The sequence below is a fragment of the Serratia sp. CY74737 genome, from assembly GCF_052166775.1.
GTDB lineage: Bacteria > Pseudomonadota > Gammaproteobacteria > Enterobacterales > Enterobacteriaceae > Serratia > Serratia ureilytica.
In genome coordinates this window covers 434,367-460,557 of sequence record NZ_JBJNOF010000002.1, presented here as the reverse complement: position 1 = coordinate 460,557, position 26,191 = coordinate 434,367, and the positions used below count along the sequence as shown (strand labels likewise).

The 26,191-nt window shown below is 56.9% G+C and carries 25 protein-coding genes; 11 read left to right on the top strand and 14 right to left on the bottom strand.

Going from position 1 to position 26,191, the window contains the following annotated elements:
* The first annotated feature begins 155 nt into the window (after positions 1 to 155).
* Complete coding sequence (locus ACJ8PE_RS04190) at positions 156 to 1,217, top strand: acyltransferase family protein (RefSeq protein ID WP_197759756.1); 1,062 nt, start codon at positions 156 to 158, stop codon at positions 1,215 to 1,217.
* A 328-nt stretch (positions 1,218 to 1,545) separates the two neighbouring features.
* Complete coding sequence (locus tag ACJ8PE_RS04185; RefSeq protein WP_033643331.1) at positions 1,546 to 3,081, top strand: SpoVR family protein; 1,536 nt, start codon at positions 1,546 to 1,548, stop codon at positions 3,079 to 3,081.
* 57 nt (positions 3,082 to 3,138) lie between these two features.
* On the opposite strand, the gene fadR is transcribed toward ACJ8PE_RS04185, so the two are convergent.
* The gene (gene fadR / locus ACJ8PE_RS04180; RefSeq protein ID WP_033643333.1) at positions 3,139 to 3,858 is read right to left on the bottom strand and encodes a fatty acid metabolism transcriptional regulator FadR; all 720 of its coding nucleotides are present in this window, start codon (positions 3,856 to 3,858) and stop codon (positions 3,139 to 3,141) included.
* 243 nt (positions 3,859 to 4,101) lie between these two features.
* On the opposite strand from fadR, the gene nhaB reads away from it, so the two are divergent.
* The 3 genes from nhaB (at position 4,102) to ACJ8PE_RS04165 (ending at position 7,729) form a co-directional block, all read left to right on the top strand.
* The gene (gene nhaB / locus ACJ8PE_RS04175) at positions 4,102 to 5,667 is read left to right on the top strand and encodes a sodium/proton antiporter NhaB (RefSeq protein ID WP_042784729.1); all 1,566 of its coding nucleotides are present in this window, start codon (positions 4,102 to 4,104) and stop codon (positions 5,665 to 5,667) included.
* Between the two features lie 120 nt (positions 5,668 to 5,787).
* Positions 5,788 to 6,318, top strand: a complete 531-nt coding sequence (gene dsbB / locus ACJ8PE_RS04170) for a disulfide bond formation protein DsbB (protein ID WP_033643335.1) — start codon at positions 5,788 to 5,790, stop codon at positions 6,316 to 6,318.
* Between the two features lie 649 nt (positions 6,319 to 6,967).
* Positions 6,968 to 7,729 (top strand): aspartyl/asparaginyl beta-hydroxylase domain-containing protein, encoded by a 762-nt coding sequence (locus ACJ8PE_RS04165; RefSeq protein ID WP_197759755.1) that lies wholly within the window; start codon positions 6,968 to 6,970, stop codon positions 7,727 to 7,729.
* A 118-nt stretch (positions 7,730 to 7,847) separates the two neighbouring features.
* On the opposite strand, the gene ACJ8PE_RS04160 is transcribed toward ACJ8PE_RS04165, so the two are convergent.
* The 4 genes from ACJ8PE_RS04160 to ACJ8PE_RS04145 all read right to left on the bottom strand — a co-directional run bounded on the left by ACJ8PE_RS04160 (position 7,848) and on the right by ACJ8PE_RS04145 (position 10,455).
* Complete coding sequence (locus tag ACJ8PE_RS04160; protein WP_025159803.1) at positions 7,848 to 8,294, bottom strand: YcgN family cysteine cluster protein; 447 nt, start codon at positions 8,292 to 8,294, stop codon at positions 7,848 to 7,850.
* Between the two features lie 122 nt (positions 8,295 to 8,416).
* Positions 8,417 to 9,073, bottom strand: a complete 657-nt coding sequence (locus tag ACJ8PE_RS04155) for a fumarylacetoacetate hydrolase family protein (protein ID WP_046896694.1) — start codon at positions 9,071 to 9,073, stop codon at positions 8,417 to 8,419.
* A gap of 58 nt (positions 9,074 to 9,131) precedes the next feature.
* The gene (locus ACJ8PE_RS04150; RefSeq protein ID WP_089192611.1) at positions 9,132 to 10,154 is read right to left on the bottom strand and encodes a lytic murein transglycosylase; all 1,023 of its coding nucleotides are present in this window, start codon (positions 10,152 to 10,154) and stop codon (positions 9,132 to 9,134) included.
* A gap of 28 nt (positions 10,155 to 10,182) precedes the next feature.
* Entirely contained in the window at positions 10,183 to 10,455 is a 273-nt protein-coding gene (locus ACJ8PE_RS04145; RefSeq protein ID WP_033643340.1) for a YcgL domain-containing protein, read from the bottom strand.
* 136 nt (positions 10,456 to 10,591) lie between these two features.
* Here ACJ8PE_RS04145 and minC point away from each other — a divergent pair, with 136 nt between their 5' ends.
* The 3 genes from minC to minE are packed head-to-tail and all read left to right on the top strand — an operon-like array spanning position 10,592 to position 12,398.
* The gene (gene minC / locus ACJ8PE_RS04140; protein WP_099785873.1) at positions 10,592 to 11,287 is read left to right on the top strand and encodes a septum site-determining protein MinC; all 696 of its coding nucleotides are present in this window, start codon (positions 10,592 to 10,594) and stop codon (positions 11,285 to 11,287) included.
* 25 nt (positions 11,288 to 11,312) lie between these two features.
* The gene (gene minD / locus ACJ8PE_RS04135) at positions 11,313 to 12,125 is read left to right on the top strand and encodes a septum site-determining protein MinD (protein WP_004932300.1); all 813 of its coding nucleotides are present in this window, start codon (positions 11,313 to 11,315) and stop codon (positions 12,123 to 12,125) included.
* 3 nt (positions 12,126 to 12,128) lie between these two features.
* The gene (gene minE / locus ACJ8PE_RS04130; RefSeq protein WP_004932303.1) at positions 12,129 to 12,398 is read left to right on the top strand and encodes a cell division topological specificity factor MinE; all 270 of its coding nucleotides are present in this window, start codon (positions 12,129 to 12,131) and stop codon (positions 12,396 to 12,398) included.
* 237 nt (positions 12,399 to 12,635) lie between these two features.
* On the opposite strand, the gene rnd is transcribed toward minE, so the two are convergent.
* The 5 genes from rnd to ACJ8PE_RS04105 all read right to left on the bottom strand — a co-directional run bounded on the left by rnd (position 12,636) and on the right by ACJ8PE_RS04105 (position 19,126).
* Positions 12,636 to 13,757 (bottom strand): ribonuclease D, encoded by a 1,122-nt coding sequence (gene rnd, locus ACJ8PE_RS04125; protein ID WP_046687239.1) that lies wholly within the window; start codon positions 13,755 to 13,757, stop codon positions 12,636 to 12,638.
* 81 nt (positions 13,758 to 13,838) lie between these two features.
* On the bottom strand, positions 13,839 to 15,527 hold the full coding sequence (gene fadD / locus ACJ8PE_RS04120) for a long-chain-fatty-acid--CoA ligase FadD (RefSeq protein WP_033643344.1): 1,689 nt from the start codon (positions 15,525 to 15,527) through the stop codon (positions 13,839 to 13,841).
* A 209-nt stretch (positions 15,528 to 15,736) separates the two neighbouring features.
* Positions 15,737 to 16,327 (bottom strand): Slp family lipoprotein, encoded by a 591-nt coding sequence (locus tag ACJ8PE_RS04115; RefSeq protein WP_021503867.1) that lies wholly within the window; start codon positions 16,325 to 16,327, stop codon positions 15,737 to 15,739.
* 101 nt (positions 16,328 to 16,428) lie between these two features.
* Positions 16,429 to 17,130, bottom strand: coding sequence for a tRNA (adenosine(37)-N6)-threonylcarbamoyltransferase complex dimerization subunit type 1 TsaB (gene tsaB, locus ACJ8PE_RS04110; protein WP_197759753.1), 702 nt, complete (start codon positions 17,128 to 17,130; stop codon positions 16,429 to 16,431).
* Between the two features lie 79 nt (positions 17,131 to 17,209).
* On the bottom strand, positions 17,210 to 19,126 hold the full coding sequence (locus ACJ8PE_RS04105) for an ATP-dependent DNA helicase (RefSeq protein WP_404768857.1): 1,917 nt from the start codon (positions 19,124 to 19,126) through the stop codon (positions 17,210 to 17,212).
* A gap of 133 nt (positions 19,127 to 19,259) precedes the next feature.
* Here ACJ8PE_RS04105 and ACJ8PE_RS04100 point away from each other — a divergent pair, with 133 nt between their 5' ends.
* Entirely contained in the window at positions 19,260 to 19,604 is a 345-nt protein-coding gene (locus tag ACJ8PE_RS04100; RefSeq protein WP_004932322.1) for a RidA family protein, read from the top strand.
* Between the two features lie 61 nt (positions 19,605 to 19,665).
* On the opposite strand, the gene mdtI is transcribed toward ACJ8PE_RS04100, so the two are convergent.
* The 4 genes from mdtI to zwf all read right to left on the bottom strand — a co-directional run bounded on the left by mdtI (position 19,666) and on the right by zwf (position 23,174).
* Complete coding sequence (gene mdtI, locus ACJ8PE_RS04095) at positions 19,666 to 19,995, bottom strand: multidrug/spermidine efflux SMR transporter subunit MdtI (protein WP_016927446.1); 330 nt, start codon at positions 19,993 to 19,995, stop codon at positions 19,666 to 19,668.
* Positions 19,982 to 20,350: a multidrug/spermidine efflux SMR transporter subunit MdtJ gene (gene mdtJ, locus ACJ8PE_RS04090; protein WP_004932327.1), complete on the bottom strand. Its 369-nt coding sequence runs from the start codon at positions 20,348 to 20,350 to the stop codon at positions 19,982 to 19,984. The genes mdtI and mdtJ overlap by 14 nt, the downstream gene beginning before the upstream one ends.
* Before the next feature lie 552 nt (positions 20,351 to 20,902).
* Positions 20,903 to 21,544 carry a bifunctional 4-hydroxy-2-oxoglutarate aldolase/2-dehydro-3-deoxy-phosphogluconate aldolase gene (locus ACJ8PE_RS04085; RefSeq protein WP_197793547.1) on the bottom strand — a complete coding sequence of 214 codons (642 nt, stop codon included), beginning with the start codon at positions 21,542 to 21,544 and terminating at the stop codon, positions 20,903 to 20,905.
* A gap of 154 nt (positions 21,545 to 21,698) precedes the next feature.
* Complete coding sequence (gene zwf / locus ACJ8PE_RS04080) at positions 21,699 to 23,174, bottom strand: glucose-6-phosphate dehydrogenase (protein WP_033643346.1); 1,476 nt, start codon at positions 23,172 to 23,174, stop codon at positions 21,699 to 21,701.
* Positions 23,175 to 23,621: 447 nt separating this feature from the next.
* Between zwf and ACJ8PE_RS04075 the strand changes: the two genes are divergently transcribed.
* Together ACJ8PE_RS04075 and pyk are read left to right on the top strand one after the other, a co-directional pair.
* Complete coding sequence (locus ACJ8PE_RS04075) at positions 23,622 to 24,494, top strand: MurR/RpiR family transcriptional regulator (RefSeq protein WP_033643347.1); 873 nt, start codon at positions 23,622 to 23,624, stop codon at positions 24,492 to 24,494.
* A gap of 190 nt (positions 24,495 to 24,684) precedes the next feature.
* Complete coding sequence (gene pyk / locus ACJ8PE_RS04070; RefSeq protein WP_019452801.1) at positions 24,685 to 26,127, top strand: pyruvate kinase; 1,443 nt, start codon at positions 24,685 to 24,687, stop codon at positions 26,125 to 26,127.
* The last annotated feature ends 64 nt before the right edge of the window (positions 26,128 to 26,191 follow it).

Here is a 26,191-nt window from a genome sequence, read left to right as displayed (position 1 = left end):
CATCGGCATGCCTCTCGGTAGAATGGCAATAGGCGAATGGTGACCAAGAACAACAAGATGCATTGAGTGCGAGAGACTTGTCGGGCAGGAGAGTTTCTTGCTGACGTTGTGCTAAAATCCCGGCCAGTGATTGTCCGAGATAACATTAAAACCCTATGAAAAAAACGCTAAACCCGTGGCTTGACCTGTGCAGGTCCGCTGCAATCATCATGGTCATTCTCTCACACGGCAGAACGTTTCTACTGACGGCATTTCCATCGGCGCAAACTTTTAAGTTCGGTGGTTTCTTAGGGGTAGAACTGTTCTTCGTCTTATCCGGGTTTCTGATCGGCAGAATCATATTCGAGAAGGTAAAAGCAGCCAGGACACCACTTGGCTGGATCCCCGCGTTTTGGTTTCGTCGCTGGATGAGAACCTATCCCAGCTATCTGCTTTTTTTATTACTAAATTTATTCTTCATTAACAATATCAGGCCTGAAGCACTTCCCAACATACTGGCCTTCTCCACGTTCACGCAGAGCTTAGTCCATCCACACCCCACCTTCTTCGGTGAGGCCTGGAGCCTGGCTGTTGAAGAAGTTTTTTATTTCTTATTCCCCATAGTAATAGCCGTTTTTTTATTCATAATGAGAGATAGAAAAGTCAGTATTCTCTTGGCCATCGCCGCTATGATACTGATGTCTTTGTTCTTTAGAGTGAACGCAGCACTGAATACGCAACTGACGTTTAACGAAATTCGCTCAACATCGTTATATCGTCTTGACTCGCTCATGATTGGCGTTATTTTTTCCTGGTTATTTGTATCAAATAAAATCAAACGGTTCTTCTGGATAGGGTTATTACTTATTCCTATCGCGATAGCCATCGCCTCTCAGCCTGATGCTTTCATGGATGAAAGCTGGTTCATGAAAGTCTTTTTATTTGATATTGCCAACATTGGCTTCGCTTGCCTGATAACCGCGTTCTACAATTTGGATATTCCCAATGCAGTGAAAGCGGTAACCTCCAGAATTGCACGTTGGTCTTACGCCGCCTATCTAACCAACCTGCCCGTTTTGTTAGCCCTCAATCACTACTTGCCGAAACCCGATTCTGCTATCGGATGCCTTGCAATGTGGTCACTGTTTGTCGCCATGACAATGCTCAGCGCCAAACTTGTTTATGAACTCTTTGAGGTGAGAATCCTGCGGTTGAGGGATCACCTGAAAGCCGCATGACCATTTTGCGCAACATCTTTCCCCCGCCCTTTTTGAAAACAGACCGCTTCATTACCGAAGCGGTTTCTGCCCCTACTTCACAAACATCGGCATTCAACGCACCGCGCGTCTTCACCTATTGCACGCCCCTGCCGCAGGGCTATACTCGGAGAAGATGCGCGGTGTTGCACCGCCTTCTGCCGGGACGGGCGCCGGATTGACCGCCGTTCGCCCCTTTGCGTACCGGCATTTTTATTTCACTGATTTGCAATGGTTAATTATGACTTGAACTATGCTTGTTACAGGGTCTGCCGTTTGAGCAAGGCCCGTGAATAATGAGGGTGCGCTGATGACTACTTCAACACATGACAAGGTTAAGGATGATAAACGTCTGAGCGATGGACCGGACTGGACGTTCGAACTGCTGCAGGTGTATTTGGAGCAGATCGACCGCGTCGCCAAGCATTACCGGCTCGACACCTACCCCCATCAGATCGAGGTGATCACCTCAGAACAGATGATGGACGCCTATTCGAGCGTCGGCATGCCGATCAACTATACCCATTGGTCCTTCGGCAAAAAATTCATCGAAACCGAGCAGCGCTACAAACAGGGCCAGCAAGGGCTGGCGTATGAAATCGTCATCAACTCCAATCCCTGCATCGCCTACCTGATGGAGGAGAACACCATCACCATGCAGGCGCTGGTGATGGCGCACGCCTGCTATGGCCACAACTCGTTCTTCAAGAATAACTACCTGTTCCGCAGTTGGACCGACGCCAGCTCCATCGTCGATTACCTGCTGTTTGCTCGCCACTACATCAGCCAGTGCGAAGAACGCTACGGCGTCGAAGAAGTGGAACGGCTGCTGGACTCCTGCCATGCGCTGATGAACTACGGGGTCGACAGGTACAAACGCCCGCAAAAAATCTCTTTGGTGGAAGAAAAAGCGCGCCAGAAAAGCCGCGAAGAGTATCTGCAAAGCCAGGTGAATACGCTGTGGAAGACCCTGCCACGCGTCGAGCGCGAAGAGTCGCCTGAGCAGGCGCGCCGCTATCCGAGCGAACCGCAGGAAAATATCCTCTATTTTATCGAGAAGAATGCGCCGCTGCTGGAACCGTGGCAGCGTGAGGTGCTGCGCATCGTGCGCAAAGTCAGCCAATATTTCTACCCGCAAAAACAGACCCAGGTAATGAACGAGGGGTGGGCGACCTTCTGGCACTACACCATCCTTAACCATCTTTACGACGAAGGCCGGGTGACCGAGCGGTTCATGCTGGAGTTTTTGCACAGCCACACCAACGTGGTTTATCAGCCGCCGTACAACAGCCCATACTATAACGGCATCAACCCGTACGCGCTGGGCTTCGCCATGTTCCAGGACATCAAGCGCATCTGCCAATCGCCGACCGAGGAAGATCGCTACTGGTTCCCGGACATCGCCGGTAAAGACTGGTTGGACACGTTGCACTTCGCCATGCGCGACTTTAAGGATGAGAGCTTTATCAGCCAGTTCCTGTCGCCCAAAGTGATGCGCGACTTCCGCTTGTTTACCGTGCTGGACGACGATCGCAACAACTACCTGGAAATTGCCGCGATCCATAACGAAGCGGGCTACCGGGCAATCCGCCAGGAGCTGTCGGCTCAATACAATCTGAGCAACCACGAGCCGAACATTCAGATCTGGAACGTAGACCTGCGCGGCGACCGTTCGCTGACGCTGCGCTACATCCCGCAGGAGCGCGCGCCGCTCGATAAGAGCCGCCGCGACGTGTTGAAGCACCTGCATCGCCTGTGGGGCTTCGACGTGATCCTCGAGCAGCAAAACGAAGACGGCAGCGTGGAATTGCTCGACCGCTGCCCGCCGCGGCCTACGCCGCTGTAACCGCCATAACGACAAAGGGTGCCAACACGGCGCCCTTATTATGTCATTCGCACGGCATCAGCGGCGCGCTTCGGTCAGATCGCTCGGCATGGTGCCCTGCATGCTCTGCCAAATCGCCCCGCTGTCTTTACCGTAGTTGCGCACGGTGTCCATCACCTGGTCGTACAGCTTCTCATGGCAAAGCGTAGACAGCTTGCTGTAGAAAGTCAGCGCCAGCTTGCGCGCTTCCGGGTTGGAGAAGTAGTAACGGCCCACGCGGGTGTACAGCCCTTTCAGGCCGTTGAAAATCAGGCCATAGATCGGGTTGCCGGAAGCGAACGCCAGACCACGGAAGATCTCATAGTCCAGGACATTGAAGGCATCCGCCTGATCTTCCACCTCGGCGGCTTTCGCCAGCACTTCCTGCGCCTGCTCAGGATGATTGCGCACCGCAGCGCGAATAAAGATCGATGCGATATTGGTACGCACGGACAGCAGGTTATCGATCAGCTGCGGGACGCTTTTGTGATCGAGACGAGCCACGGTCTCAAGGATATTGAGGCCGGACGTTTCCCAGAAATTGTTCACTTTGGTCGGTTTACCATGCTGAATGGTCAACCAGCCATCGCGGGCAAGACGTTGCAACACTTCACGTAACGTGGTGCGCGTGACGCCAATCAACTCCGAAAGCTCACGCTCCGCGGGCAAAATAGAGCCAGGGGGGAAGCGATTATTCCAAATACTCTCAATAATGTACTCTTCCGCGAAACCGGCAGGACTCTGCGCCTTTATGACCATGTGTTTGACGTTCCGTTGCGACGATAAAATCAGTAAAAGTAATCAGCTCATCATACCAGATCACACAGACATGACATAGCGTGAGCGAAAAACAATAAACGAAAGTGTGCATAAAGTGGCAAAAAACGCGCAAAAACACCGGCCCTGAGAAATTTGCCGCCGTAAAACAAGCTCCGGTTGCGCCCGCCCCCGCCGCGTTGTTAGGGTACGTGCTACGACTGATTTAAGGATGCATAAAGGACAATGGAAACAACCTTGCGCAGCGCCCTGCTCAAAAACTTCCTGGGGCAATCTCCCGACTGGTACAAACTGACCATTCTCATTTTCCTGGCGATCAACCCGCTGGTGTTTTTTTTCGCCAGCCCGTTTCTCGCGGGTTGGCTGTTGGTGATCGAGTTCATCTTTACCCTGGCGATGGCGTTGAAATGTTACCCGCTGCTGCCGGGCGGCCTGCTGGCGCTGGAAGCCGTGGCCATCGGCATGACCAGCCCGGCGCAGGTTTCGCAAGAAATCGAACATAATCTGGACGTGCTGCTGCTGCTGGTCTTTATGGTGGCCGGCATCTACTTTATGAAGCAACTGCTGCTGTTCGTGTTCACCAAACTGCTGCTCAATATCCGCTCGAAAACGCTGCTGTCGCTGGCGTTCTGCCTGGCGGCCGCTTTCCTTTCCGCCTTCCTCGATGCGCTGACGGTCGTGGCGGTGGTGATCAGCGTCGCCACGGGGTTCTATTCCATCTATCACAATGTGACGTCGAACCGCTCCGACGGCGACATCGGCGATGACAGCGATTTCACCGGCGAAGAGCGCAAGCAGACGCTGGAGCAATTCCGCGCCTTTCTGCGCAGCCTGCTGATGCACGCCGGCGTCGGCACCGCGCTCGGCGGAGTCATGACCATGGTGGGCGAGCCACAGAACCTGATCATCGCCAAAAGCGCGGGCTGGGGCTTTATCGACTTCTTCCTGCGGATGGCGCCGGTCACTTTGCCGGTGCTGGCATGCGGCCTGCTGGTCTGCTGGCTGGTAGAGCGTTTTCGCCTGTTTGGCTACGGCACGCCACTGCCGGAAGCGGTACGTGAGGTGCTGAAAGAGTATGATCGCAAGGCCACCGCAGGCCGCAGCAAGCAAGAAAGACTCAAGCTGGTGATGCAGGCGCTGATCGGCGTTTGGCTGGTGCTGGCGCTGGCCTTCCACCTGGCGGAAGTCGGGCTGATCGGCCTGTCGGTCATCATTCTCGCCACATCGCTGTGCGGCGTGAACGACGAACACGCCATCGGCAAAGCGTTCCAGGAGGCGCTGCCGTTCACCGCCCTGCTGACGGTATTTTTCACCGTGGTGGCCGTGATCATTGAGCAACACCTGTTCAGCCCGGTGATCCAGTTTGTACTGCGCGCCGAGCCCGCTTCTCAGCTTTCGCTGTTCTACCTGTTCAACGGTCTGCTGTCGTCGGTTTCCGACAACGTATTCGTCGGCACGGTTTACATCAACGAAGCGCGCACCGCGCTGGAAACCGGCGCCATTGCGCTGAAACAGTTCGAACTGCTGGCGGTCGCCATCAATACCGGCACCAACCTGCCTTCGGTCGCGACCCCTAACGGCCAGGCGGCGTTCCTGTTCCTTTTGACGTCGGCCTTGGCGCCGCTGGTGCGTCTGTCGTATGGCCGCATGGTGTGGATGGCTCTGCCTTATACGATCGTATTGACCGTGGTCGGCCTGCTGTGCGTACAGTTCACGCTGGAGCCGGCGACCGAACTGTTGACACAGTGGCACTGGCTGACGCTGCCGCCTGTCGACGCCATCGGCCACTGATGCGGCGCCGGCAGGGTAAACCGACTATTTTTACGCTGAAACCGGCCCAGGTGGCTGGCAGCGAGGGGGAATTGGTTTACACTGCCGGTTCAATTGCTTACTGCATGGAAGAATCTAGATATGTTGCAATTCTTTAACCGCTGTTCACAAGGACGCGGCGCCTGGCTGCTGATGGCCCTGACAGCGTTGGTGTTGGAACTGGTCGCGCTCTATTTCCAGCACGTTATGCTGCTGCAGCCCTGCGTCATGTGCATTTACGAGCGTTGCGCGCTGTTCGGCATCCTCGGCGCCTCACTGGTGGGCGCCATCGCGCCGAAAACGCCGCTGCGCTATGTGGCGATCCTGCTGTGGATCTACAGCGCCTGGGAAGGCGTACAGCTGGCGTGGAAACACACCATGATCCAACTGCACCCCTCGCCGTTCAATACCTGCGATTTCTTCGTCAGCTTCCCGTCCTGGCTGCCGCTGGATAAATGGCTGCCTGCGGTGTTCCACGCTTCCGGTGACTGTTCCGTGCGTCAATGGCAGTTCCTGACGCTGGAAATGCCACAGTGGCTGGTGGGTATCTTCGGTGCCTATCTGCTGGTGGCGCTGATTGTGCTGATCGCGCAATTTGTCCGCCCACGCCGCCGCGATTTGTTCGGCCGCTGATAGGCCAACAAACAAAAAACGGCGCCTCAGGGCGCCGTTTCTTTAGGGTATTACTGTTGAATTCAGAGATAACCCCATTTCAGGTATGTGTAAGGAAGTAAACGAGCACGATCAGTGCCCCAGCTACGGCAAACAGACGGACCATTTTCATTGTTATGCTCTCGAACTTGCGGGAGAGCGGCCAAATTACTCAACTTATCGTTTAAAAAGAAGCATCCTGGCTCGATTAAGCGCGTAATTTACATAACATTAAACTTCTGCGTTGCCAGCGGGCCAACACATGCTGTGCAGGCACTTTCCTCACGGCCTGCGGGCATCAATAAATTACCGTTATTTATGAACGACTGCGTCTTTGTCACATTCAGAGCACAATATTTTGGTGAAGTTTGCCCATAAAATCCTTATAGTATCGGCAAAGTGAGTACTACCGATTTCCCTGGTGTTGTTGTGTGTCTTGCCCCTCATCTTTGCAGGGGCTTTTTTCCTTCTCCCCCAACCGTCAGTCCCCGCTGCCTTTAAATAAATCATTCAAATTTAACTCTGCGCGGTATCACTCATCGGCCACCGTTCGCGCACTAATGATTAAAATCGTTCGTGATTCTTTCCTTATGCTGAATGCAGTAGGCCAATGATATCAAGGATACGATTTATGCCGGATAGCACCTTTTCCCCCACGTCTCAGCGCCCATTCCTGCGGCGCATGCTGCTCAAAGCAGGGAAAAAATTCCTGCGCTGGAACGGCGAATTTCAAACTCGCCATTCGCTCATCTCCACTACGCCGCGGATCGGTAATCATGAATTTAATTGGGTGGCGGCGCTGGAAGCCCGTTGGCCTGCCATTCGCCAGGAGTTGGATCGGTTACTGGAGCACCCGGAGGACATCCCCGCGTTCCACCAAATATCACCGGATCAGAAACGCATCTCCAAAGGGGATAATTGGAAAACCTTCGGGCTATTTGTCTACGGGCAGCGCGTTGATGAGAACTGCGCCATTTGTCCGCACACCGCACAGGCGGTCAGCGAGATCCCCGGCATGCGCACTGCCATGTTTTCGATCCTTAAGCCGCACTATCACATCGTCCCCCACAAAGGCCCGACTCGTGCCGTGGTGCGCGCGCATTTGGGATTGATCGTGCCAAAGGATCGGGAAAAGCTCTGGATCCGCGTCGACGATCAGATCCTGCACTGGGATGAAGGCAAGGTCATTTTGTTTGATGACTCTTATGAACACGAGGTGCGCAATGATACCGATGAACTGCGTGCGGTGCTGTTTCTCGATATCGACCGGCCGATGGACAAAGTGGGGACGGCGGTAAATAAACTGCTGTTCAGCCTGATTAAAGCCAGCCCTTACGTGAAGCAGCCGCTGAAAAATCTGGCCAACTGGCGCCGCCGCGACAAAAAAGAGTGAAGTGATGGCTTATGCCATAACCTCACGCCTGCCGGTTAGCGCAATTGCAGAGGGCGCCGTGTCCTGACACGCCGCCCTCTTGCATGAAAACGCGTCTTGCTGCGCAAGCGGTCCGGCGTTATCTGGCCCAGTCCGGCTTGTTGAGGATATGGTCCTGCCAGTCCACCACTTCACTCTCGCGCACCGCGATATGCCGCACCGTGATGCGCTCACCGTGCATCGCCGCCTTGGAGCCGCTCAGCAACGGGTGCCAGGGGAACAGCGGCTTGCCTTCGCCGATCAGGCGATAGGCGCAGGTCGGCGGCAACCAATCGAAGGTGGTGAGGTTTTCGCGCGTCAATTTGATGCAGTCCTCTTCCAGCTCGAAGCGCCGCTCGTAGTTACGGCATTGGCAGGATTTGATGTTGAGCTGGTTGCAGGCTACGTTGGTAAAATAAATCTCGTCGGTATCTTCGTCGATCAGCTTATTCAAACAGCATTGCCCGCACCCGTCGCACAGCGATTCCCACTCTTGTTCTGACATTTCCGCCAGCGTTTTCTGTTGCCAAAAAGCGAGTTGTGACATGTTAGCGTCCGGTTTCGGTAAATGGATAACTCACCTGCGCACAGGTTCGAGGGGGGACTATATAGACATTTTAGCCGCGAGATGCAAGTTTTGCCGCCGACGATGCCGGCGGCCAACAGCGATCAGATCACCCGGGTGCTGAGCGCTTTACCGTTCAGACTGATTTTCAGCATGTCGCCGGAAGCCATCGGGCCTACGCCCTGCGGCGTGCCGGTCAGGATGATGTCGCCGGCGCGCAGCGTGAAGAAACGGCTCATGTAGCTGATTAGCGGCAGGATCGGCGTGATCATGTCACGCGTATTGCCCTGCTGGCGCAGTTGATCGTTGACCGTCAACGACAGCTCGGCGTTTTGCGGATCGCCGAATTCCGCCACCGGGATAAATCCCGACATCGGACAAGACCCGTCGAAGGCTTTGGCCTTTTCCCACGGCTGACCGGCCTTTTTAAAACCGGCTTGCAGATCGCGCAGCGTCAGATCGAGCGCCACGCCGTAACCGGCAATCGCACGCGCCACGCGATCTTCGTTGGCCTGCTTCAACGGCGTGCCGATCAGTACCGCCAGCTCTACCTCATGGTGTACTGAACCGAACTCTTTAGGGATGGCCACCGGCTGGCGGATATCGCATAACGCCGTTTCCGGTTTGATGAACACCACCGGTTCGACGGACACCGCGCTGCCCATTTCCTTGATGTGATCGGCGTAGTTGCTGCCGACGCAGACCACCTTGTTCACCGGGAAATCGAGCAGCGAACCCTGCCAGTCTCTGTGTTGATACATACCGCTTCTCCCAAACTGTAGAGGCTTGGCGCGCCAAGCCGATTATTGGTGTGCCGGATCAATGCCCGATCGCGTCTGCCATCATACCCACGGCGATAGCGAAATAGTAAGAGCGATTCCAGTGCATCAGGGTGCGGAAATTATCATAGACCAAGAAGGTCCGCCCCTGCAGATCATCCGGCGCGATGATCCAGCCGCGCTGCACGGCGTGCGGCAACGCGCGGCCATCCGCACGGCGCACGCCGCGTTTCTGCCAGTCGTTGACGCTGCGCGCCTGCGCGTCTTTCAGGCCCAGTTCGGCTCGATTGAAGCCGGCGGGCAGTTTGACCTCGCGCCCCCAACCGATGCCGGGCTGCCAGCCCTCTTTGGACAGGTAGCTGGCCGTGGACGCGAAAACGTCGTCAATGTTATTCCAGATATCGATGCGCCCGTCACCGTCGCCGTCCGCCGCATAACGCAGGAAGGAGCTTGGCATAAACTGACATTGCCCCATCGCGCCGGCCCAGGACCCTTTCAGTGGCGTATCGCCAACGTGCCCCTGTTCGACTATCTGCAGCGCCGCCAGCAGCTCCCGGCTGAAAAAGGCCTCGCGGCGCCCTTCGAACGCCAGCGTCGCCAGCGCGGACACCACGTCCTCCCGCCCCTGGATCTTGCCATAGGCGCTCTCCATTCCCCACAACGCGATGATATAGCGCCCCGGCACCCGATAGCGTTCGCTGGCCCGCAGCCATTGCGCATGGCGCTGCCGGTACAGTTCGCGCCCCTGCCGCACCTTGGCGGGCGACATCACCCGCCGCAGGTAATCGTCCAAAGTGATCTTCTGCTCCGGCTGATTGCGGTCGGCCTTGATCACCCGATCGACGAAATGGATTTGCGCAAAGGCGCGGTCAAGGGTGGCCTGACTGATGCCCTGTTCCCGCGCCCGGCGCTTCAGTTGCTCGACATACGCCGGGAACTGCGCCGGATCGCGCCCGCTGGTCGCCAGCGTCGTCTCCTGCGCCGCCTGCGGTGCGCCCGGCATCATCGCACCGCCCAGCGCCAGCCAAACGGCCAACGCGGTACTTCTCGCCGAACGTGTCATCATGCCTCCCCTGACCGTAGCGGCGGTCTCAGGCCTTGTCGCCCGCCAAATGCTGATTGAGCAGGTTTTCCACCGGCGGCGGGAACTGCAGGTAATAACCTTCGTCTTTCAGCGCCTGTTTCACCTTTTCGATATCCGCCGAGGCCAATTTCTTGCGTTCATCGAGTGAAAGCATCATGGCGAATTGCGGTACGCCGAAACTTTTCATCAGCGCTTCCGGCACACGAGAGAAATCGTCTTTTTTTTCGACATAAAGATAAGTTTGATCGCGTTTCGGGCTTCTATAGATCACACAAAGCATTTTTTTAACTCTATTTAATTGAGGGAGCGTCTTGCCTGGATATAACTCTGACTATAACATGCTTATAGTACATCGGAATATCGCACCCCGAGTGGTATTCCGGGGATTTAAAGTTGCTGAGACTGAGTCAGGATAGATGTCACAATCGCCAATTGAGCTAAAAGGCAGCAGTTTTACCCTATCGGTTGTTCATTTGCATAATTCGCAGCCCGAGGTAATACGCCAGGCGTTACAGGAAAAAGTTGAGCAAGCGCCCGCTTTTCTGAAAAACGCCCCTGTTGTTATCAACGTCGCAACGCTGGATGGCGATGCGAACTGGAAAGAACTTCAACAGGCTGTCGCGGCGGCAGGTCTGCGCGTTGTGGGTATCAGCGGTTGCAGAGATGAGCGTCAAAAGCGCGCGATAGCCCGTGCCGGGCTGCCGTTGCTGAGCGAAGGCAGAGGCCAGAAAATGGCGGCGCCGGAGCCTGCACCTGCGCCCGTGGTGGCGGAAAACGCCCCCGCCAAAACGCGTATCATCAGCACCCCTGTCCGTTCCGGCCAACAGATTTACGCCCGCAATTGCGATCTTATCGTGACCAGCAGCGTCAGCGCCGGCGCCGAACTGATTGCCGACGGCAACATTCATGTCTACGGCATGATGCGCGGCCGCGCGCTGGCAGGCGCGTCAGGCGACACGCAATGTCAGATTTTTTGCACCCACCTGGCGGCTGAGCTAGTCTCTATCGCAGGGCAGTACTGGTTGAGCGACCAAATCCCGTCCGATTACGTCGGGCAGGCCGTACGACTCAGCCTGTTGGATAACGCTTTAACCATACAACCTTTAAATTAAGCCCTTTTGACAAGGAATCCATTTCATGGCACGCATTATTGTTGTTACATCGGGTAAAGGGGGCGTTGGCAAGACCACTTCGAGCGCGGCCATCGCTACCGGCCTGGCCCAGAAAGGCAAGAAAACCGTCGTGATCGATTTCGATATCGGCCTGCGTAATCTTGACCTGATCATGGGCTGCGAACGTCGGGTAGTTTATGATTTCGTGAACGTGATTCAGGGCGACGCCACGCTGAATCAGGCGTTGATCAAAGACAAACGCACTGAAAACCTCTATATCCTGCCGGCTTCGCAGACACGCGACAAAGACGCGTTAACCCGTGAAGGCGTTGAAAAAGTCCTCAACGATCTCGGCGAGATGGATTTTGACTTCGTGGTCTGCGACTCTCCGGCCGGTATCGAAACCGGTGCGCTGATGGCGCTGTATTTCGCCGACGAAGCTATCATCACCACCAACCCGGAAGTCTCTTCGGTACGCGACTCCGACCGTATCCTGGGCATCCTTTCCTCCAAATCGCGCCGCGCCGAGAAAGGCGAATCGCCTATCAAGGAACACCTGCTGCTGACCCGTTACAACCCGGGCCGCGTCAGCCGTGGCGACATGCTGAGCATGGAAGACGTGCTGGAAATCCTGCGCATTCCACTGGTGGGTGTGATCCCGGAAGACCAGTCCGTACTGCGTGCTTCCAACCAGGGTGAGCCTGTCATTCTGGATGCCGAGTCGGACGCCGGTAAGGCGTATGACGATACCGTTTGCCGCTTGTTGGGGGAAGAACGCCCATTCCGCTTCATTGAAGAAGAGAAGAAGGGTTTCCTGAAACGCCTTTTTGGGGGATAAACCATGGCCTTATTAGACTTCTTTCTGTCCCGCAAAAAACAGACAGCCAATATAGCCAAGGAACGGCTGCAGATTATCGTCGCAGAGCGTCGTCGCGGGGACAGTGAGCCCCCGTATCTGCCTGATTTGAAACGCGATATTCTGGCGGTTATTTGCAAATACATTCAGATCGATCCTGAAATGCTGCATGTGCAGTTCGAGCAGAAAGGGGACGATATTTCGGTACTTGAACTTAACGTGACATTACCGGAATCGGAAGAAGCAGCTAAATGATTGCGACGCATTAATTACCCCCTGTATATTTTATGCAGGGGGTAACTGTATGTGCATCCAGTTATTAAGCATTATCGGCAGCAAAAAATCGATTTTTCCCTTTGGGACAATTCCCAATTAACTTTGCCGCCACCTCGTTTAAAGTAAATTCTGGCCAGATTTACCTTCAACGCATTATTTCCTGCCTATATTCACCCGAGCAGAGTTTCCCTACCCTGCCCTGGTGATAACCAGCGATTAATAATCTTTCAGTATGTCCTGCAACGGCGCCATTAATAAATCGCCGCGCCAGCCGCTGATTAATTCAGGGCGACTCTCGCCGTCCTTCAGTTTCCAATGCCAGTTCAACAATTGGTTAATTTGGCGACGGGATGCCAGCAGCTCGCTGCTCAACCCGCTTTGCTCGCTGACGGTGGCGATAGCGGCCTTGATGTCCTTAAACACCTTCTTGTAGCCCGGCTGATCGATAAGGTTAGCCAACGGCGCCGGCAACTCGGACTCCTCCAGCGCTTCGGCTTCGGCCACCAGCGCCAACAGCGTTTTGCCGTGATAACGGATCTCCGGCCCGCTCAGGCCCAGCGAATCCAGTTCTCCCAGCGAAGACGGCATAAAGCGCGCCACCTGCCACAGGTTCTCCTCGCGAACCACGAAGTTCACCGCCAGATCGCGCTCACGCGCCTGGCGCAACCGCCATTCCGCCAACTTCTGCAGACACCCCAGCTGACGCGGGCGCAACTGCCAGGCATTGCTGATTTCGCGATAGGCCACTTCCGGCGCCAGCGCCTCGCTACGGCGTTGGCACAGCAGCAAGCACTCGTTATTGGCCGCAGCGGTCCAGCCGGCCTCTTCGGTCTCCTGCACCAACTGTTTGGCCATCGGCAGCAGGTAGAACACGTCGGCGGCCGCATACACGCACTGTCTTTCAGTCAGCGGGCGCGCCAGCCAGTCGGTGCGCGACTCGCTCTTGTCCAGTTCAACCTTCATGTACTCCGCCACCAGCGTCGCAAAGCCGCAGGAGAGCGGCCGGCCGGTAAAGGCCGCCAGGATCTGAGTGTCGATCATCGGCGTCGGCAGCGTTTTAAAGGCGTTGAGAAACACTTCAAGATCTTCACTGCCGGCATGCAGGAACTTCACCACGGCGGTGTCGGCCAGCAGCTCGACAAACGGTTGCCAGTGCTTGATCGGCAGAGGATCGATAAGGGAGAGTTGTTCACCGTCGTAAAGCTGGATCAGGCCCAGCTGCGGATAGTAGGTACGCGTTCTGACAAACTCGGTGTCCAGCGCAACCTGGGCATGCTTTCTCGCCTGCTCGCAGACCTGCTGCAATCCGGCATCGGTAGTGATCAACTGATAATTCAAAACATCATTCTCTTGTAGGATTCAAACACAACAACGCCGGCATTCACCGGCGTTGTTGATAGGCTGACGCGAGAGCGAAACCTAGGCGGCATCGGCCGGCTTAGGCGCTTTTTGCTCATCGCGCAATTCTCGCCGCAAAATCTTGCCGACGTTCGACTTCGGCAGTTCATCGCGGAACTCAACAATTTTAGGCACTTTATACCCGGTCAGGTGGCGTCGGCAATGGGTCAACAGCTCTTCCTTGGTCAGCGAGGCGTCTTTCTTCACCACGCAGATCTTCACCGTTTCGCCGGAGGCCTCGCTGGGCACGCCGATTGCCGCACATTCCAGCACTTTCGGGTGCTGGCTGACCACATCTTCAATCTCGTTCGGATACACGTTGAAACCCGAGACCAGGATCATGTCTTTCTTGCGGTCGACGATGCGCACAAATCCCTGATCGTCCACGGTCACCACATCACCGGTCGCCAGCCAGCCGTCTTTCAGCACTTCGTCGGTGGCATCCGGGCGCTGCCAATAGCCTAACATAACTTGCGGCCCTTTGACCCACAGTTCGCCCGGCTCGCCCGGCGGCACGTCATGGCCGTTGTCGTCCACCAACCGAATGTCCGTCGACGGCACCGGCAGACCGATGCTGCCGCTGTAGTGTTTAAGATCGTAAGGGTTGCCGGCCACCAGCGGCGCGCACTCCGTCAGGCCGTAACCTTCCAGCAGATGTTTGCCGGTGGTTTTCTCCCACTTCTCGGCCACCGATTTTTGCACCGACATGCCGCCGCCGACAGAGAAACGCAGCGTAGAGAAATCGAGCTTATGGAAGTCTTCGTTATTCAGCAACGCATTGAACAGCGTATTCACCCCGCTCATGGCGGTGAACGGGTATTTGCCCAATTCTTTCACCAGGCCCGGAATGTCACGCGGGTTGGTGATCAGCAAATTGCGCCCGCCCAGATCGATAAACAGCAGGCAGTTCACCGTCAGCGCGAAAATGTGATACAGCGGCAGCGCCGTCACCACCAGCTCCTGCCCTTCACGGAACAGCGGCGAATAGGCGGCCTTGGCCTGCTCAAGGTTGGCCTGCATGTTGCGGTGCGTCAGCATCGCCCCCTTCGCCACCCCGGTGGTGCCGCCGGTGTATTGCAGGAAAGCCAGATCGGCATTAATGATGTCCGGTTTTACATATTGCAAACGGCGGCCGCGCTGCAGCGCGCTGCGGAAGGAAATGGCGTCCGGCAGGTTGTATTTTGGCACCAGACGCTTAACGTATTTGACCACGAAGTTGACCAACGTGCCCTTGGCGGCCGACAGCTGATCGCCCATGCGCGTCAGGATCACGTGTTTGACCTGGGTGTTGAACACCACTTTTTCCAGCGTATGGGCAAAGTTGGAGACGATGACGATGGCACTGGCGCCGCTGTCATTCAACTGGTGCTCCAGCTCGCGCGGGGTATACAGCGGGTTGACGTTGACCACCACCATGCCGGCACGCAGAATGCCGAACAGGGCAATGGGGTATTGCAACAGGTTAGGCATCATCAGCGCGACGCGGTCGCCCTTCTTCAGGCCCAGCTCATTTTGCAGGTAAGCCGCGAAAGCCCGGCTGCGTTCTTCCAGTTTGCGGAAGGTCATCACCTCGCCCATATTGATAAAGGCGGGCTGATCGGCATAGCGCTGCACGGCATGCTCAAACATTTCGATCAACGACGAATAGCGATCGGCATCAATCTCTGCGGGCACATCTGCCGGATACCGTTTTAACCAGACCTTATCCAAGGTATTACTCCTGAAATCATTACTAATTATCATCGCAGCCCTCAAACTCGCAGCCTAACCATAACAATATTTTAACTCAGCAGACCAGTTCGGGTTTTAAACATTACTCAGGTTGCGATGTACGTCACTAATTGTCGGATATTCCTTATCCCAAAAAACAAAAGGGCGGCCTGAGCCGCCCTGTCAAATTTGTTCACATCAAGCGTATGTTACTCGGTTACGATGGTTTGCACCTGTGCCGGGCCGGGGTTGTACCAGCCATAGCCGGCGCCCCAGCCGGGTCCCCACGGGCCACCGCGCCAGCCCCAAGGGCCCATCGGCGCAGGCGGCATCACCACCTGTTGCACCAGATGCCAGCGCTTGAAACCGGTCACGTTCATCGTTACGAAGCGATATGGCGTCATGCCGATCCGTCCCTCTTTCAGGCCGGTGATAGGGCCGACGACGGTCACCAGTTGGCCTTTGAAATCGACCGGTTCGAGGAAGCCGTTCACCGTGGCCAGCAAGCGGCCGTTCGACGGTTCACCCAGTATCGGCCGCGCACCGCTGTCGAGCGGCACCGCCGCGATCTCCAGCAGCGTGCGCCCTTGTTCGTTGGCGACGTTCACCACGGTGCCGCCGAAGCGGGCTTCCGCGCCGGTAAACAGGTTCGGTGCATTTTGTACCGAGGAAAGCTGAGTCACCGGCGAAGGGCTGGAGCCTTTGATCGCATCCGGTACGGTGACGCACCCGGTCAGAACCAGCGCGCCGCAGGCGACGGCCAGCAGCGACAGCTTTTTACTTGCAGTGCGGATTAACATGGTCGCAATCTCCTGAAATGCCTGTAACTTTGACCGCGTTTCAGCGTTCAAGTTGCAGGCCTTCATCGCCCGGCATCAACATCAGCACAATAACGCCGCGATTACTCGCGGCCCGGCAGTTTTTTCCAGGTCACTTCATTGCGCAGGTAGGTCGGCTCGGCGTTTTCCACCGCCACCACCAGCCCCTGTTGCCAGGCGTGCAGCGCCAGCGGCAGCATGTCTTCCGCCTGCGGCAACAGCATCTGGCCGTCGCGCACGCTCAGCGTGGAACCGTTGACCAGATCGGGGTAGGTTTGCCAGCCGGTGCCGACGTGGGCCCATTCGCCCTGCAGGCGCTGTACGCGCTCGAGCGCCTGCGCCGGCGACAGCACCGCCTCGCCTTCGCTTTCCAACCAACGGCCGTCGGCCTGACGTTCGAACTGCCCCCAGTAAACCTCGCCCATGCGCGCATCGATCGCCGCCAGCACACGCTCCGCGCCGCTGACGCGCCAGGCGCCCTGCGCCATGGTTTGCAGCGTAGAAACGCCGATCATCGGCAGATCGGCGCCCAGCGCCAGGCCCTGAGCGATGCCGATGCCGATGCGTACCCCGGTAAAACTGCCGGGGCCGCGGCCGAAGGCCAGCGCATCGAGCTGGTTGAGCGCCAGGCCGGATTCCACCAGCACCTGCTGCACCATAGGTAAAATACGTTGCGTATGCTCGCGTGGGCACAGCTCAAACAGGGCGTGGATTTCGCCTTGATTCCAGACGGCGACGGAACAGGCTTCCGTCGCGGTATCGATCGCTAAAATTCGCGTGGACATGCCAACCTCTGGCGGGAATAAAACTGGGTTTTTCATACAGGGCGCGCATTGTAGCACAGCCCCGTAAGCCCTTCATCTTTCACGTGGCCGACGTATCAGCGGCCTGCAAAAAGGCGATCGCCTGCTTCAGATCGCGGGTACGCGGCGTAGGCGGCAGGCTATTGAGGAACACCTCGCCATAAGGGCGCATCACCAGACGGTTATCGCAGATCACCAGCACGCCGCGATCGTCGGTATCGCGGATCAAACGGCCCACCCCCTGTTTCAGGGTGATGACCGCATCCGGCAACTGCACGTCATTGAACGGATCGCCGCCGCGCAGGCGACAATCTTCAATGCGCGCCTTCAGCAGCGGATCGTCCGGTGAGGTAAACGGCAGCTTATCGATGATCACGCACGACAGCGCATCGCCACGCACGTCCACCCCTTCCCAGAAGCTGCTGGTCGCCACCAACAGCGCGTTACCGGCGGCGACGAACTGTGCCAACAGCTGCCCTTTGCTGGTTTCCCCTTGCAATAAGACCGGCAGCGTCATCGTGGCGCGGAACTCTTCCGCCAGCTCGCGCATCATCTGGTTCGATGTGCACAAGAAGAAGCAGCGGCCGTTGTTGGCTTCGATTAATGGGCGCAGCATGCGCGCCAGCTGGCGCGCCCCGCCGGGCTGATTCGGCGAAGGCAAAAAGCGCGGCACGCACAGCAGCGCCTGTTTGGCATAGTCGAACGGGCTCGGCAACAGCAGCGTTTTGGCCTTGGTCAGCCCCAGCCGTTCGGTGAAGTGACCCAACTGATCGTTGACCGACAGCGTCGCCGAGGTAAAGATCCAGCTGCCCGGCTTCTCGTCCAGCATTTCGCGGAAACGATCGGCCACCGTCAGCGGCGTCAGCGCCAACACGAAGTGGCGCGAATTGCACTCATACCAATAGCTGTAGCCCGGTTCCGTCACCGCCTTGAGGCGTTTGAGACGCGCGCGGTACAGCGTGGCGCGCTCAAAGGCGGCGTCCAGCAACGCCGAACGCCCCAGCGACAGTTTCATGACGTCATAACACAGCTCCAGCGCGTCATCGAGCAGCAACAAAGCGCGCTGCACGTTCGGTTCGCCGAGCACATCCCGCAGGTTGCCGCGAAAACCCGGCTCCCCCAGATTCAGACGGAAATCTTGCGTGCTCAGGCTGAGACGGTCGGCGCTTTTTTGCAGTTGGGCGGCATCGCGCACCTCGGTGCGGTAGGCGATGGTGATGTCCTTCGCCAGATCCAGCAGTTGGCGGCTGGTGAGCTGCTGGCCGAAATACTGGCTGGCGATGTCGGGAATTTGGTGCGCCTCATCGAAAATCATCACCTCGGCTTCCGGGATCAGCTCGGCGAAGCCGCCCTCTTTCACCACCATATCCGCCAGGAACAGGTGATGGTTCACCACCACCACATCCGCATCCATCGCGCGGCGGCGCGCTTTGACCACGAAGCAATCCTGATACAGCGGGCAGTCGCTGCCGAGACAGTTGTCATTGGTGCTGGTCACCAATGGCCAGACGAAGCTGTCTTCCGCCACTTCGCTGCAGGTGCTGATATCACCCTCTTTGGTCTGCGACGACCACTTGCGCAGTTGCACCAGATCGATCAACGTCTGCCCCGCCAGCTCCCCGCCGGCCATCGACTGTTGCTCAAGACGCTCCAGACACAGGTAGTTGGAGCGCCCCTTCAGCAACGCCAGCTTGCCTTTGTACTTCAGCGCCTTGGCGACGGTGGGCAGATCGCGCGCATACAGCTGATCCTGCAGCGCTTTCGAACCGGTGGAGATGATCACTTTGCGATCGGCACGCAGCGCCGGCGCCAGATAAGCGAAGGTTTTGCCGGTGCCGGTGCCGGCTTCCACCACCAGTTCCTGCTTGAAATTGATCGCTTCGGTAACGGCTTGCGCCATCTGCCGCTGCGGCTCACGCGGTTTGAATCCGTTGATAGCCTGCGCCAATGCGCCGTCTGTTGCAAAATCGTCTGTCACGCTGTCTCTCTGCCGGTGTCATTCAGCGGTGATTATGCCAAGCCTGCCGCCCGGCTACCACCCACTTTATCGCCGCGCTTTTTCATCACCGGCTGTGCTACCCTTAGCGGGACTATGATATGGAGATAAGCAAATGAATATCGAAAGAATTGATCCCGATCAGCGCTGGTCCGAAGCCGTGGTGCACAACGAGACCGTTTACTACACCAGCGTGCCTGAGAATCTGGACGATGACGCGACCGCGCAGACCGCCAACGCCCTTGCCGCCATCGACGTGCTGCTGGAACGTGTAGGGTCGGACAAAAGCCGTATTCTGGATGCCACCATCTTCCTGGCCAATACCGCCGACTTCGCCGCGATGAACGCCGCCTGGGACGCCTGGGTTGTCGCCGGCAGCGCGCCGGTGCGCTGCACCGTGCAGGCTCAGCTGATGAATCCGAAGTACAAGGTGGAAATCAAAATCATCGCCGCGCTGTAAGCCTCGCGCAGACGAAAAAAAACCGCAGACGGCAACGCCTGCGGTTTTTTATTGCCCGCTATCAGGACAGTTTGAGGATCACCATCCCCGTCAACAGCAGCGCCAGGCCAATCCAACCTTTGGCGTTCAACCGCTGGCCGAACATGATCCAGCCTGCGGCGATGGTGGCGGCGATACCGAAACCGCCCCACAACGCGTAAGCGATTGACAGATCGATGCCCTTTACCGCCTGCGCCAGGGCGCTGAACGCACCGAGTACCGACAGCAGCGACAGCAATCCCAGCCAAATTTTACGGAAACCGTCCGACATCTTCAGGAAGATGTTGGCGATGATTTCCAGCACGATGGCCAATCCCAGGAACCCAATGTGGTACAACTCAAACTGTTGCATGGTTGTCACCTCGCGGGCTGACCTGTTTTCGCTCTTTGCGGGTACCGGATTTCACCAGCATGATACCGGCGATCAGCGTAGCCAGACCCAGTACCTTCAGCGCCGAAATGGGCTCGTCGAACCACAGCACGCTGAACAGGGTAATGAACAGAATGCCGATACCTTCCCATAGCGCATAAGCTACGCCCAACGCCACGCGTTTTACCGCTACTGACAGCAACACATAAGACGCGGTGATCATCACGTACATCACGATATGCCCGATCATGCCGCCATTGACGCTGGCGTATTTCATCGACAAGGTGCCGATGATTTCGGTCATGATGGCCAAACCTAAAAAGATCCAATAAATCATAATTTTTCTCCCAAACGGCGAATAACGCGCGCCAAGGCATATTTATCCCGATTTATCTCGTCGAACGGCCGCAGTACGGCGCGCAAGACGCAGAGATCCCTGGGGATAAACTGACCCAAACGCAAAAAGAATGTTTGTCCGGCTGAACGGTAGAGCGAAGGCGTAAGCCCGCTACCAGCACCGGTTAAGGGAGAAAGACGCTATAGCTCGCTGCACCAGTGATGCTCACTGGCAAGGATCGCAGACAGGAAAAGTTGGCACGTAGAGGTTCTGAGGGTAGTTCCGTTAATAGTCATCATAATAGTTCTCTATTATCAGCCGCACACCGTGCGATTTGCCCAATATCCTCATAAAAGTAAAATTTTCAACTGAGATATTTTTACCACAGCCAAAATAAGAAAGCAAACTGCCGTTTTCATAAAAAAGCAGAAAAAAATGGGTTAAAAATAAGAAAGTTAATCGCGATAAAAATTAAAAAAGGCCCAACGGAGCGTTGAGCCTTGCGAGATCCGCGGGTGAGCAAATAAGCGCCAACCCCAGGCTTGGCGCGGGTTACAACGCGGCGCCGCTGACGGCGCTGCGCGCCAGTTCAGTGATGCGCGCGTAGTCGCCGCTTTCGAGCGCATCGGCCGGCACCAGCCAGGAGCCGCCGATGCACAATACGCTTTTTAGCGCCAGATAATCGCGGTAATTGTTCGGCGTAATGCCGCCGGTCGGGCAAAAGCGCACCTGCGGGAACGGGCCACCGATCGCCTGCAGCGCCTTCACGCCGCCGTTGGCTTCCGCCGGGAAGAATTTGAATTCGCGCAGGCCGTAATCCATGCCCTGCATCAGTTCAGAGACGGTGCTGATGCCCGGGATCAACGGGATTGACCCCGCCGTCGCCGCCTGCAGCAAAGCGTCGGTCAGCCCCGGGCTGATGGCGAACTGCGCCCCGGCCTCGGTCACCTCCCGCAGCTGCTGTGGATTGATCACCGTACCGGCGCCGATGATCGCCTCCGGCACCTCTTGGGCGATAGCGCGGATAGCCTCCAGCGCACAGGCGGTGCGCAGCGTCACCTCCAGTACCCGCACGCCGCCGGCAACCAACGCTTTCGCCAGCGGCACCGCCTGCTCCAGCGTGTTGATCACGATAACAGGCACCACCGGCCCCGCCGTCAGGATCTGTTCAGCGCTGGTTTTCCAGTTTTTCATCATTCTTTCTCCATTACTCGCGGTTAACAATGGCACGCCCCTGCCACAGGGCTCCGCGCAAACGCGCGAACGTCCGGCCGTACCGTAAGTGATGTGGCCCACGCGCAGATCGCAGGCAAAAAAAAGCCGGCAGACGGGCTGCCGGCATTGCGCATTACTCGAACTCGTTCCAGGAACGGCCGTCGCGGGTGATCATCGCCACCGAGGCCACCGGCCCCCAGGTGCCCGCCTGGTAAGGCTTAGGCGCTTCGTTGTCGGCTTTCCACGCGTCCATGATGGAGTCGACCCACTTCCAGGCCTCTTCCACTTCGTCACGGCGCACGAACAGCGCCTGAATGCCGCGCATGGTCTCCAGCAGCAGGCGCTCGTAGGCGTCCGCCACGTGCTCCTGGTTGAAGGTTTCCGAGAAACTCAGATCCAGCTTGGTAGTCTGCAGGCGGTGCTTGTGATCCAGCCCCGGCACCTTGTTCAATACCTGAATTTCGATGCCTTCGTCCGGTTGCAAACGAATGGTCAGCTTGTTTTGCGGCAGCTGCTGATAAGAGTCGCTGAACAGGTTAAGCGGCGGATTCTTGAAGTACACCACCACTTCCGAGCATTTGGTCGGCAGACGTTTACCGGTACGCAGATAGAACGGCACCCCGGCCCATTGCCAGTTGTCGATGTCCACGCGGATGGAAACGAAGGTCTCGGTGCTGCTGCTCTTGTTCGCCCCTTCTTCTTCCAGATACCCCGGCACTTTCTTGCCCTGAACGAAACCGGCGGTGTACTGACCGCGCACGGTGGTTTCCCGTACATTGGTCTGATCGATGCGGCGCAGCGAACGCAGCACCTTCACCTTCTCGTCGCGGATACGGTCGGTGGTCAGATCCGCCGGCGGCGACATGGCGATCATGGTCAGGATCTGCAGCAGGTGGTTCTGGATCATGTCGCGCATTTGGCCGGCCTGATCGAAGTAGCCCCAGCGCCCTTCGATGCCCACCTCTTCCGCCACGGTGATCTGCACCGAATCGATGGTGCGGTTGTCCCAGTTGGACGCGAACAGCGAGTTGGCGAAACGCAGCGCCAACAGGTTCAACACCGTCTCTTTGCCGAGGTAGTGGTCGATGCGGTAGACCTGGGACTCGTTGAAGAATTCGGCCACCTGATCGTTGATCACGCGGGAGGACGCCAGATCGGTGCCCAACGGTTTCTCCATCACCACGCGCGCCGGCTCATGGTTCAGCTTGGCTTCGCCCAACCCTTTGCAGATGGCGCCGAAGGTGCTTGGCGGCATGGCGAAGTAGTTGATGGTGGTGCGGTGCTTCTGATCCAGCATTTTACCGAGTTTGGTAAAGTTCTTGCTGTCGTTGACGTCCAGGTTGCAAAAGTCCAGGCGCGCGCTCAGCGTGGCCCAGAGTTCGTCATCCAGTTTTTCCTTCATGAAGGTGCCAAGCGCTTCCTTGACCACTTCGGTATAGGCTTTTTTATCCCACTCCGCGCGGCCGACGCCGATGATCCGCGTATCCGGGTGGATGTGTCCGGCTTTCTCTAACTGGTACAGGGAAGGCAGCAGCTTACGGCGCGCCAAATCACCTTTCGCGCCGAAAATAACCAGGTCACACGCCTGGGCTGTAGAGGTTACCGCCATGTTCATCTCCTCGTTGCAGGATATTTGTAATTTTCTTACATTACTAATGTACTCTGTTTGACTACGGCCAGCAAACCCGGCGCAGAAGCAGAAAAAAGACGTTAAGATCTCAGTGGTAGCGCCACTGCGCGCCGGCGCCCTCACAGGCGGGCAAAACTGTAATTTTTCGTCTTTTTTGACGCTCTGTTACCATTATGAAAGTTAGACACAGGTCATATTCTGGTGAAAAAAGCCTGCATACGCCCTGTCGAGACTGCCAACGGTTACCAGCACGTAGTATATTTTCACTAAACCGGCATTGATTTCTCCTTTGTTTGCAATCGACATACCCTATCGATTTCAGGTTACAGCCGCTCGTTTGGCGTCTGCTTGCACGGCGAACACGGGCGAAAATCGGCGCTGTTGCTTGAAAGCCACAGGGATAAAACCATGAGTGACTCTCGTTATATGAATACGCTGGACAAAATCCAGAGCCATCTGGAGCTCCTGAGCAAATCTGAAAGGAAAGTCGCCGAGGTGATCCTGGCCTCCCCGCAGACCGCCATTCACTCCAGCATCGCCACGCTGGCCCGCATGGCCGACGTCAGCGAACCCACCGTCAACCGTTTTTGCCGTCGCCTTGATACCAAAGGCTTTCCCGACTTCAAACTGCATCTCGCCCAAAGCCTGGCTAACGGCACGCCCTACGTAAACCGCAACGTCGAGGAAGATGACAGCGTCGATTCCTACACCAGCAAGATCTTCGAATCGGTGATGGCCAGCCTGGATACAGTAAAGGCAAATTTGGATATTGCCGCAATCAATCGTGCGGTTGACCTGCTCACCCAGGCAAAAAAGATCTCTTTCTTCGGTCTGGGCGCCTCCGCCGCCGTGGCCCACGACGCGATGAACAAATTTTTCCGCTTCAATATTCCGGTGGTCTACTTCGATGACATCGTCATGCAGCGCATGAGCTGCATGAACTCCGGCGAGGGCGACGTGGTGGTGTTGATCTCTCACACCGGCCGCACCAAGAACCTGGTGGAAATGGCCCACCTGGCGCGAGAAAACGACGCCACGGTACTGGCTATCACCTCGCGCGACACCCCGCTCGCCCAGGCGGCGACCCTCGCGTTGCTGCTCGACGTGCCTGAAGATACCGACGTTTACATGCCGATGGTGTCGCGGATCGCGCAATTAACGCTCATTGACGTGCTCGCCACCGGATTTACCTTGCGCAGAGGGGCTAAATTCAGAGATAACTTGAAGCGGGTCAAAGAAGCGCTCAAAGAATCGCGCTTTGATAAAGGCGTAGTCATTCCCAACAGTTTTGACTCGTAACCCGACGAAGAAAAAAGTCGCCGTTCAACAGACATTTGAATGGCGACATCAGAGGCTGTACCCTGTTAATACGCTCATGCGGGTAACCCGGGTGAAATATCAGTGTTGTAAAATTACATTTCACGCCTGGTTTCGTTATCCGACGTTATCGCAACACCAATATTTGCTTCACCAGTCAACGGAGTAATACATGTCCAGACGGCTCAGAAGAACCAAAATCGTTACCACCCTGGGTCCGGCTACAGACCGCGACAATAATCTGGAAAAGATCATTGCCGCCGGCGCCAACGTAGTTCGGCTTAACTTCTCCCACGGCAGCCCGGAAGATCACCAGGCTCGCGCAGACAAAGTGCGCGAAATCGCTGCCAAACTGGGACGTCACGTCGCTATCCTCGGCGATCTGCAAGGGCCGAAAATCCGCGTTTCCACCTTCAAGGAAGGCAAAATCTTCCTCAACGTGGGCGATAAATTCCTGCTGGACGCCAACCTGTCAAAAGGCGAAGGCGATAAAGAAAAAGTCGGTATCGACTATAAAGGCCTGCCTGCCGACGTCGTGCCGGGCGACGTCTTGCTGCTCGACGACGGCCGCGTTCAGCTGAAAGTGCTCGAAGTTCAGGGCATGAAAGTGTTTACCGAAGTGACCGTTGGCGGCCCGTTGTCCAACAACAAGGGCATCAACAAACTCGGCGGCGGCCTGTCGGCCGAAGCGCTGACCGAAAAAGACAAGGCGGACATCGTCACCGCCGCCAAGATCGGCGTCGACTACCTGGCGGTCTCCTTCCCGCGCACCGGTGAAGACCTGAACTATGCTCGCCGCCTGGCGCGCGACGCAGGCTGCAACGCCAAGATCGTGTCCAAGGTTGAGCGCGCCGAAGCGGTCTGCAGCGACGAAGCGATGGACGACATCATTCTGGCCTCCGACGTGGTGATGGTCGCCCGTGGCGATCTGGGCGTCGAAATCGGCGATCCGGAACTGGTCGGGATCCAGAAGAAACTGATCCGCCGCGCCCGTACTCTGAACCGCGCGGTGATCACCGCGACTCAGATGATGGAGTCGATGATCACCAACCCGATGCCGACTCGCGCCGAAGTCATGGACGTGGCCAACGCCGTGCTGGACGGCACCGACGCCGTCATGCTGTCGGCGGAAACCGCTGCCGGCCAATACCCGGCGGAAACCGTGGCGGCGATGGCGCGCGTTTGTCTGGGCGCCGAGAAGATCCCGAGCATCAACGTTTCCAAACACCGTCTGGACGTGCAGTTCGACAATATCGAAGAGGCGATCGCCATGTCTTCGATGTATGCGGCCAACCACCTGAAAGGCGTCACCGCGCTGATCGCCATGACCGAGTCCGGCCGCACCGCACTGATGATGTCACGCATCAGCTCCGGCCTGCCGATCTTCGCCATGTCGCGTCATGAGCACACGCTTAACCTGACCGCGCTGTATCGCGGCGTGACGCCGGTGTATTTCGACAGCCATAAAGACGGCGTCATCGCCGCCAACGAAGCCGTTAATCGCCTGCGCGACAAAGGCTTCCTGGTCTCCGGCGATCTGGTGATCGTCACCCAGGGCGACGTGATGGAAACCGTCGGCACCACCAATACCAGCCGTATCCTGCGCGTCGAGTAATTCACGCCGCAGACGAAATGCCGGCCGGCCCACCTAGGCCGGCATTTTTTTGCTCTGACACTGC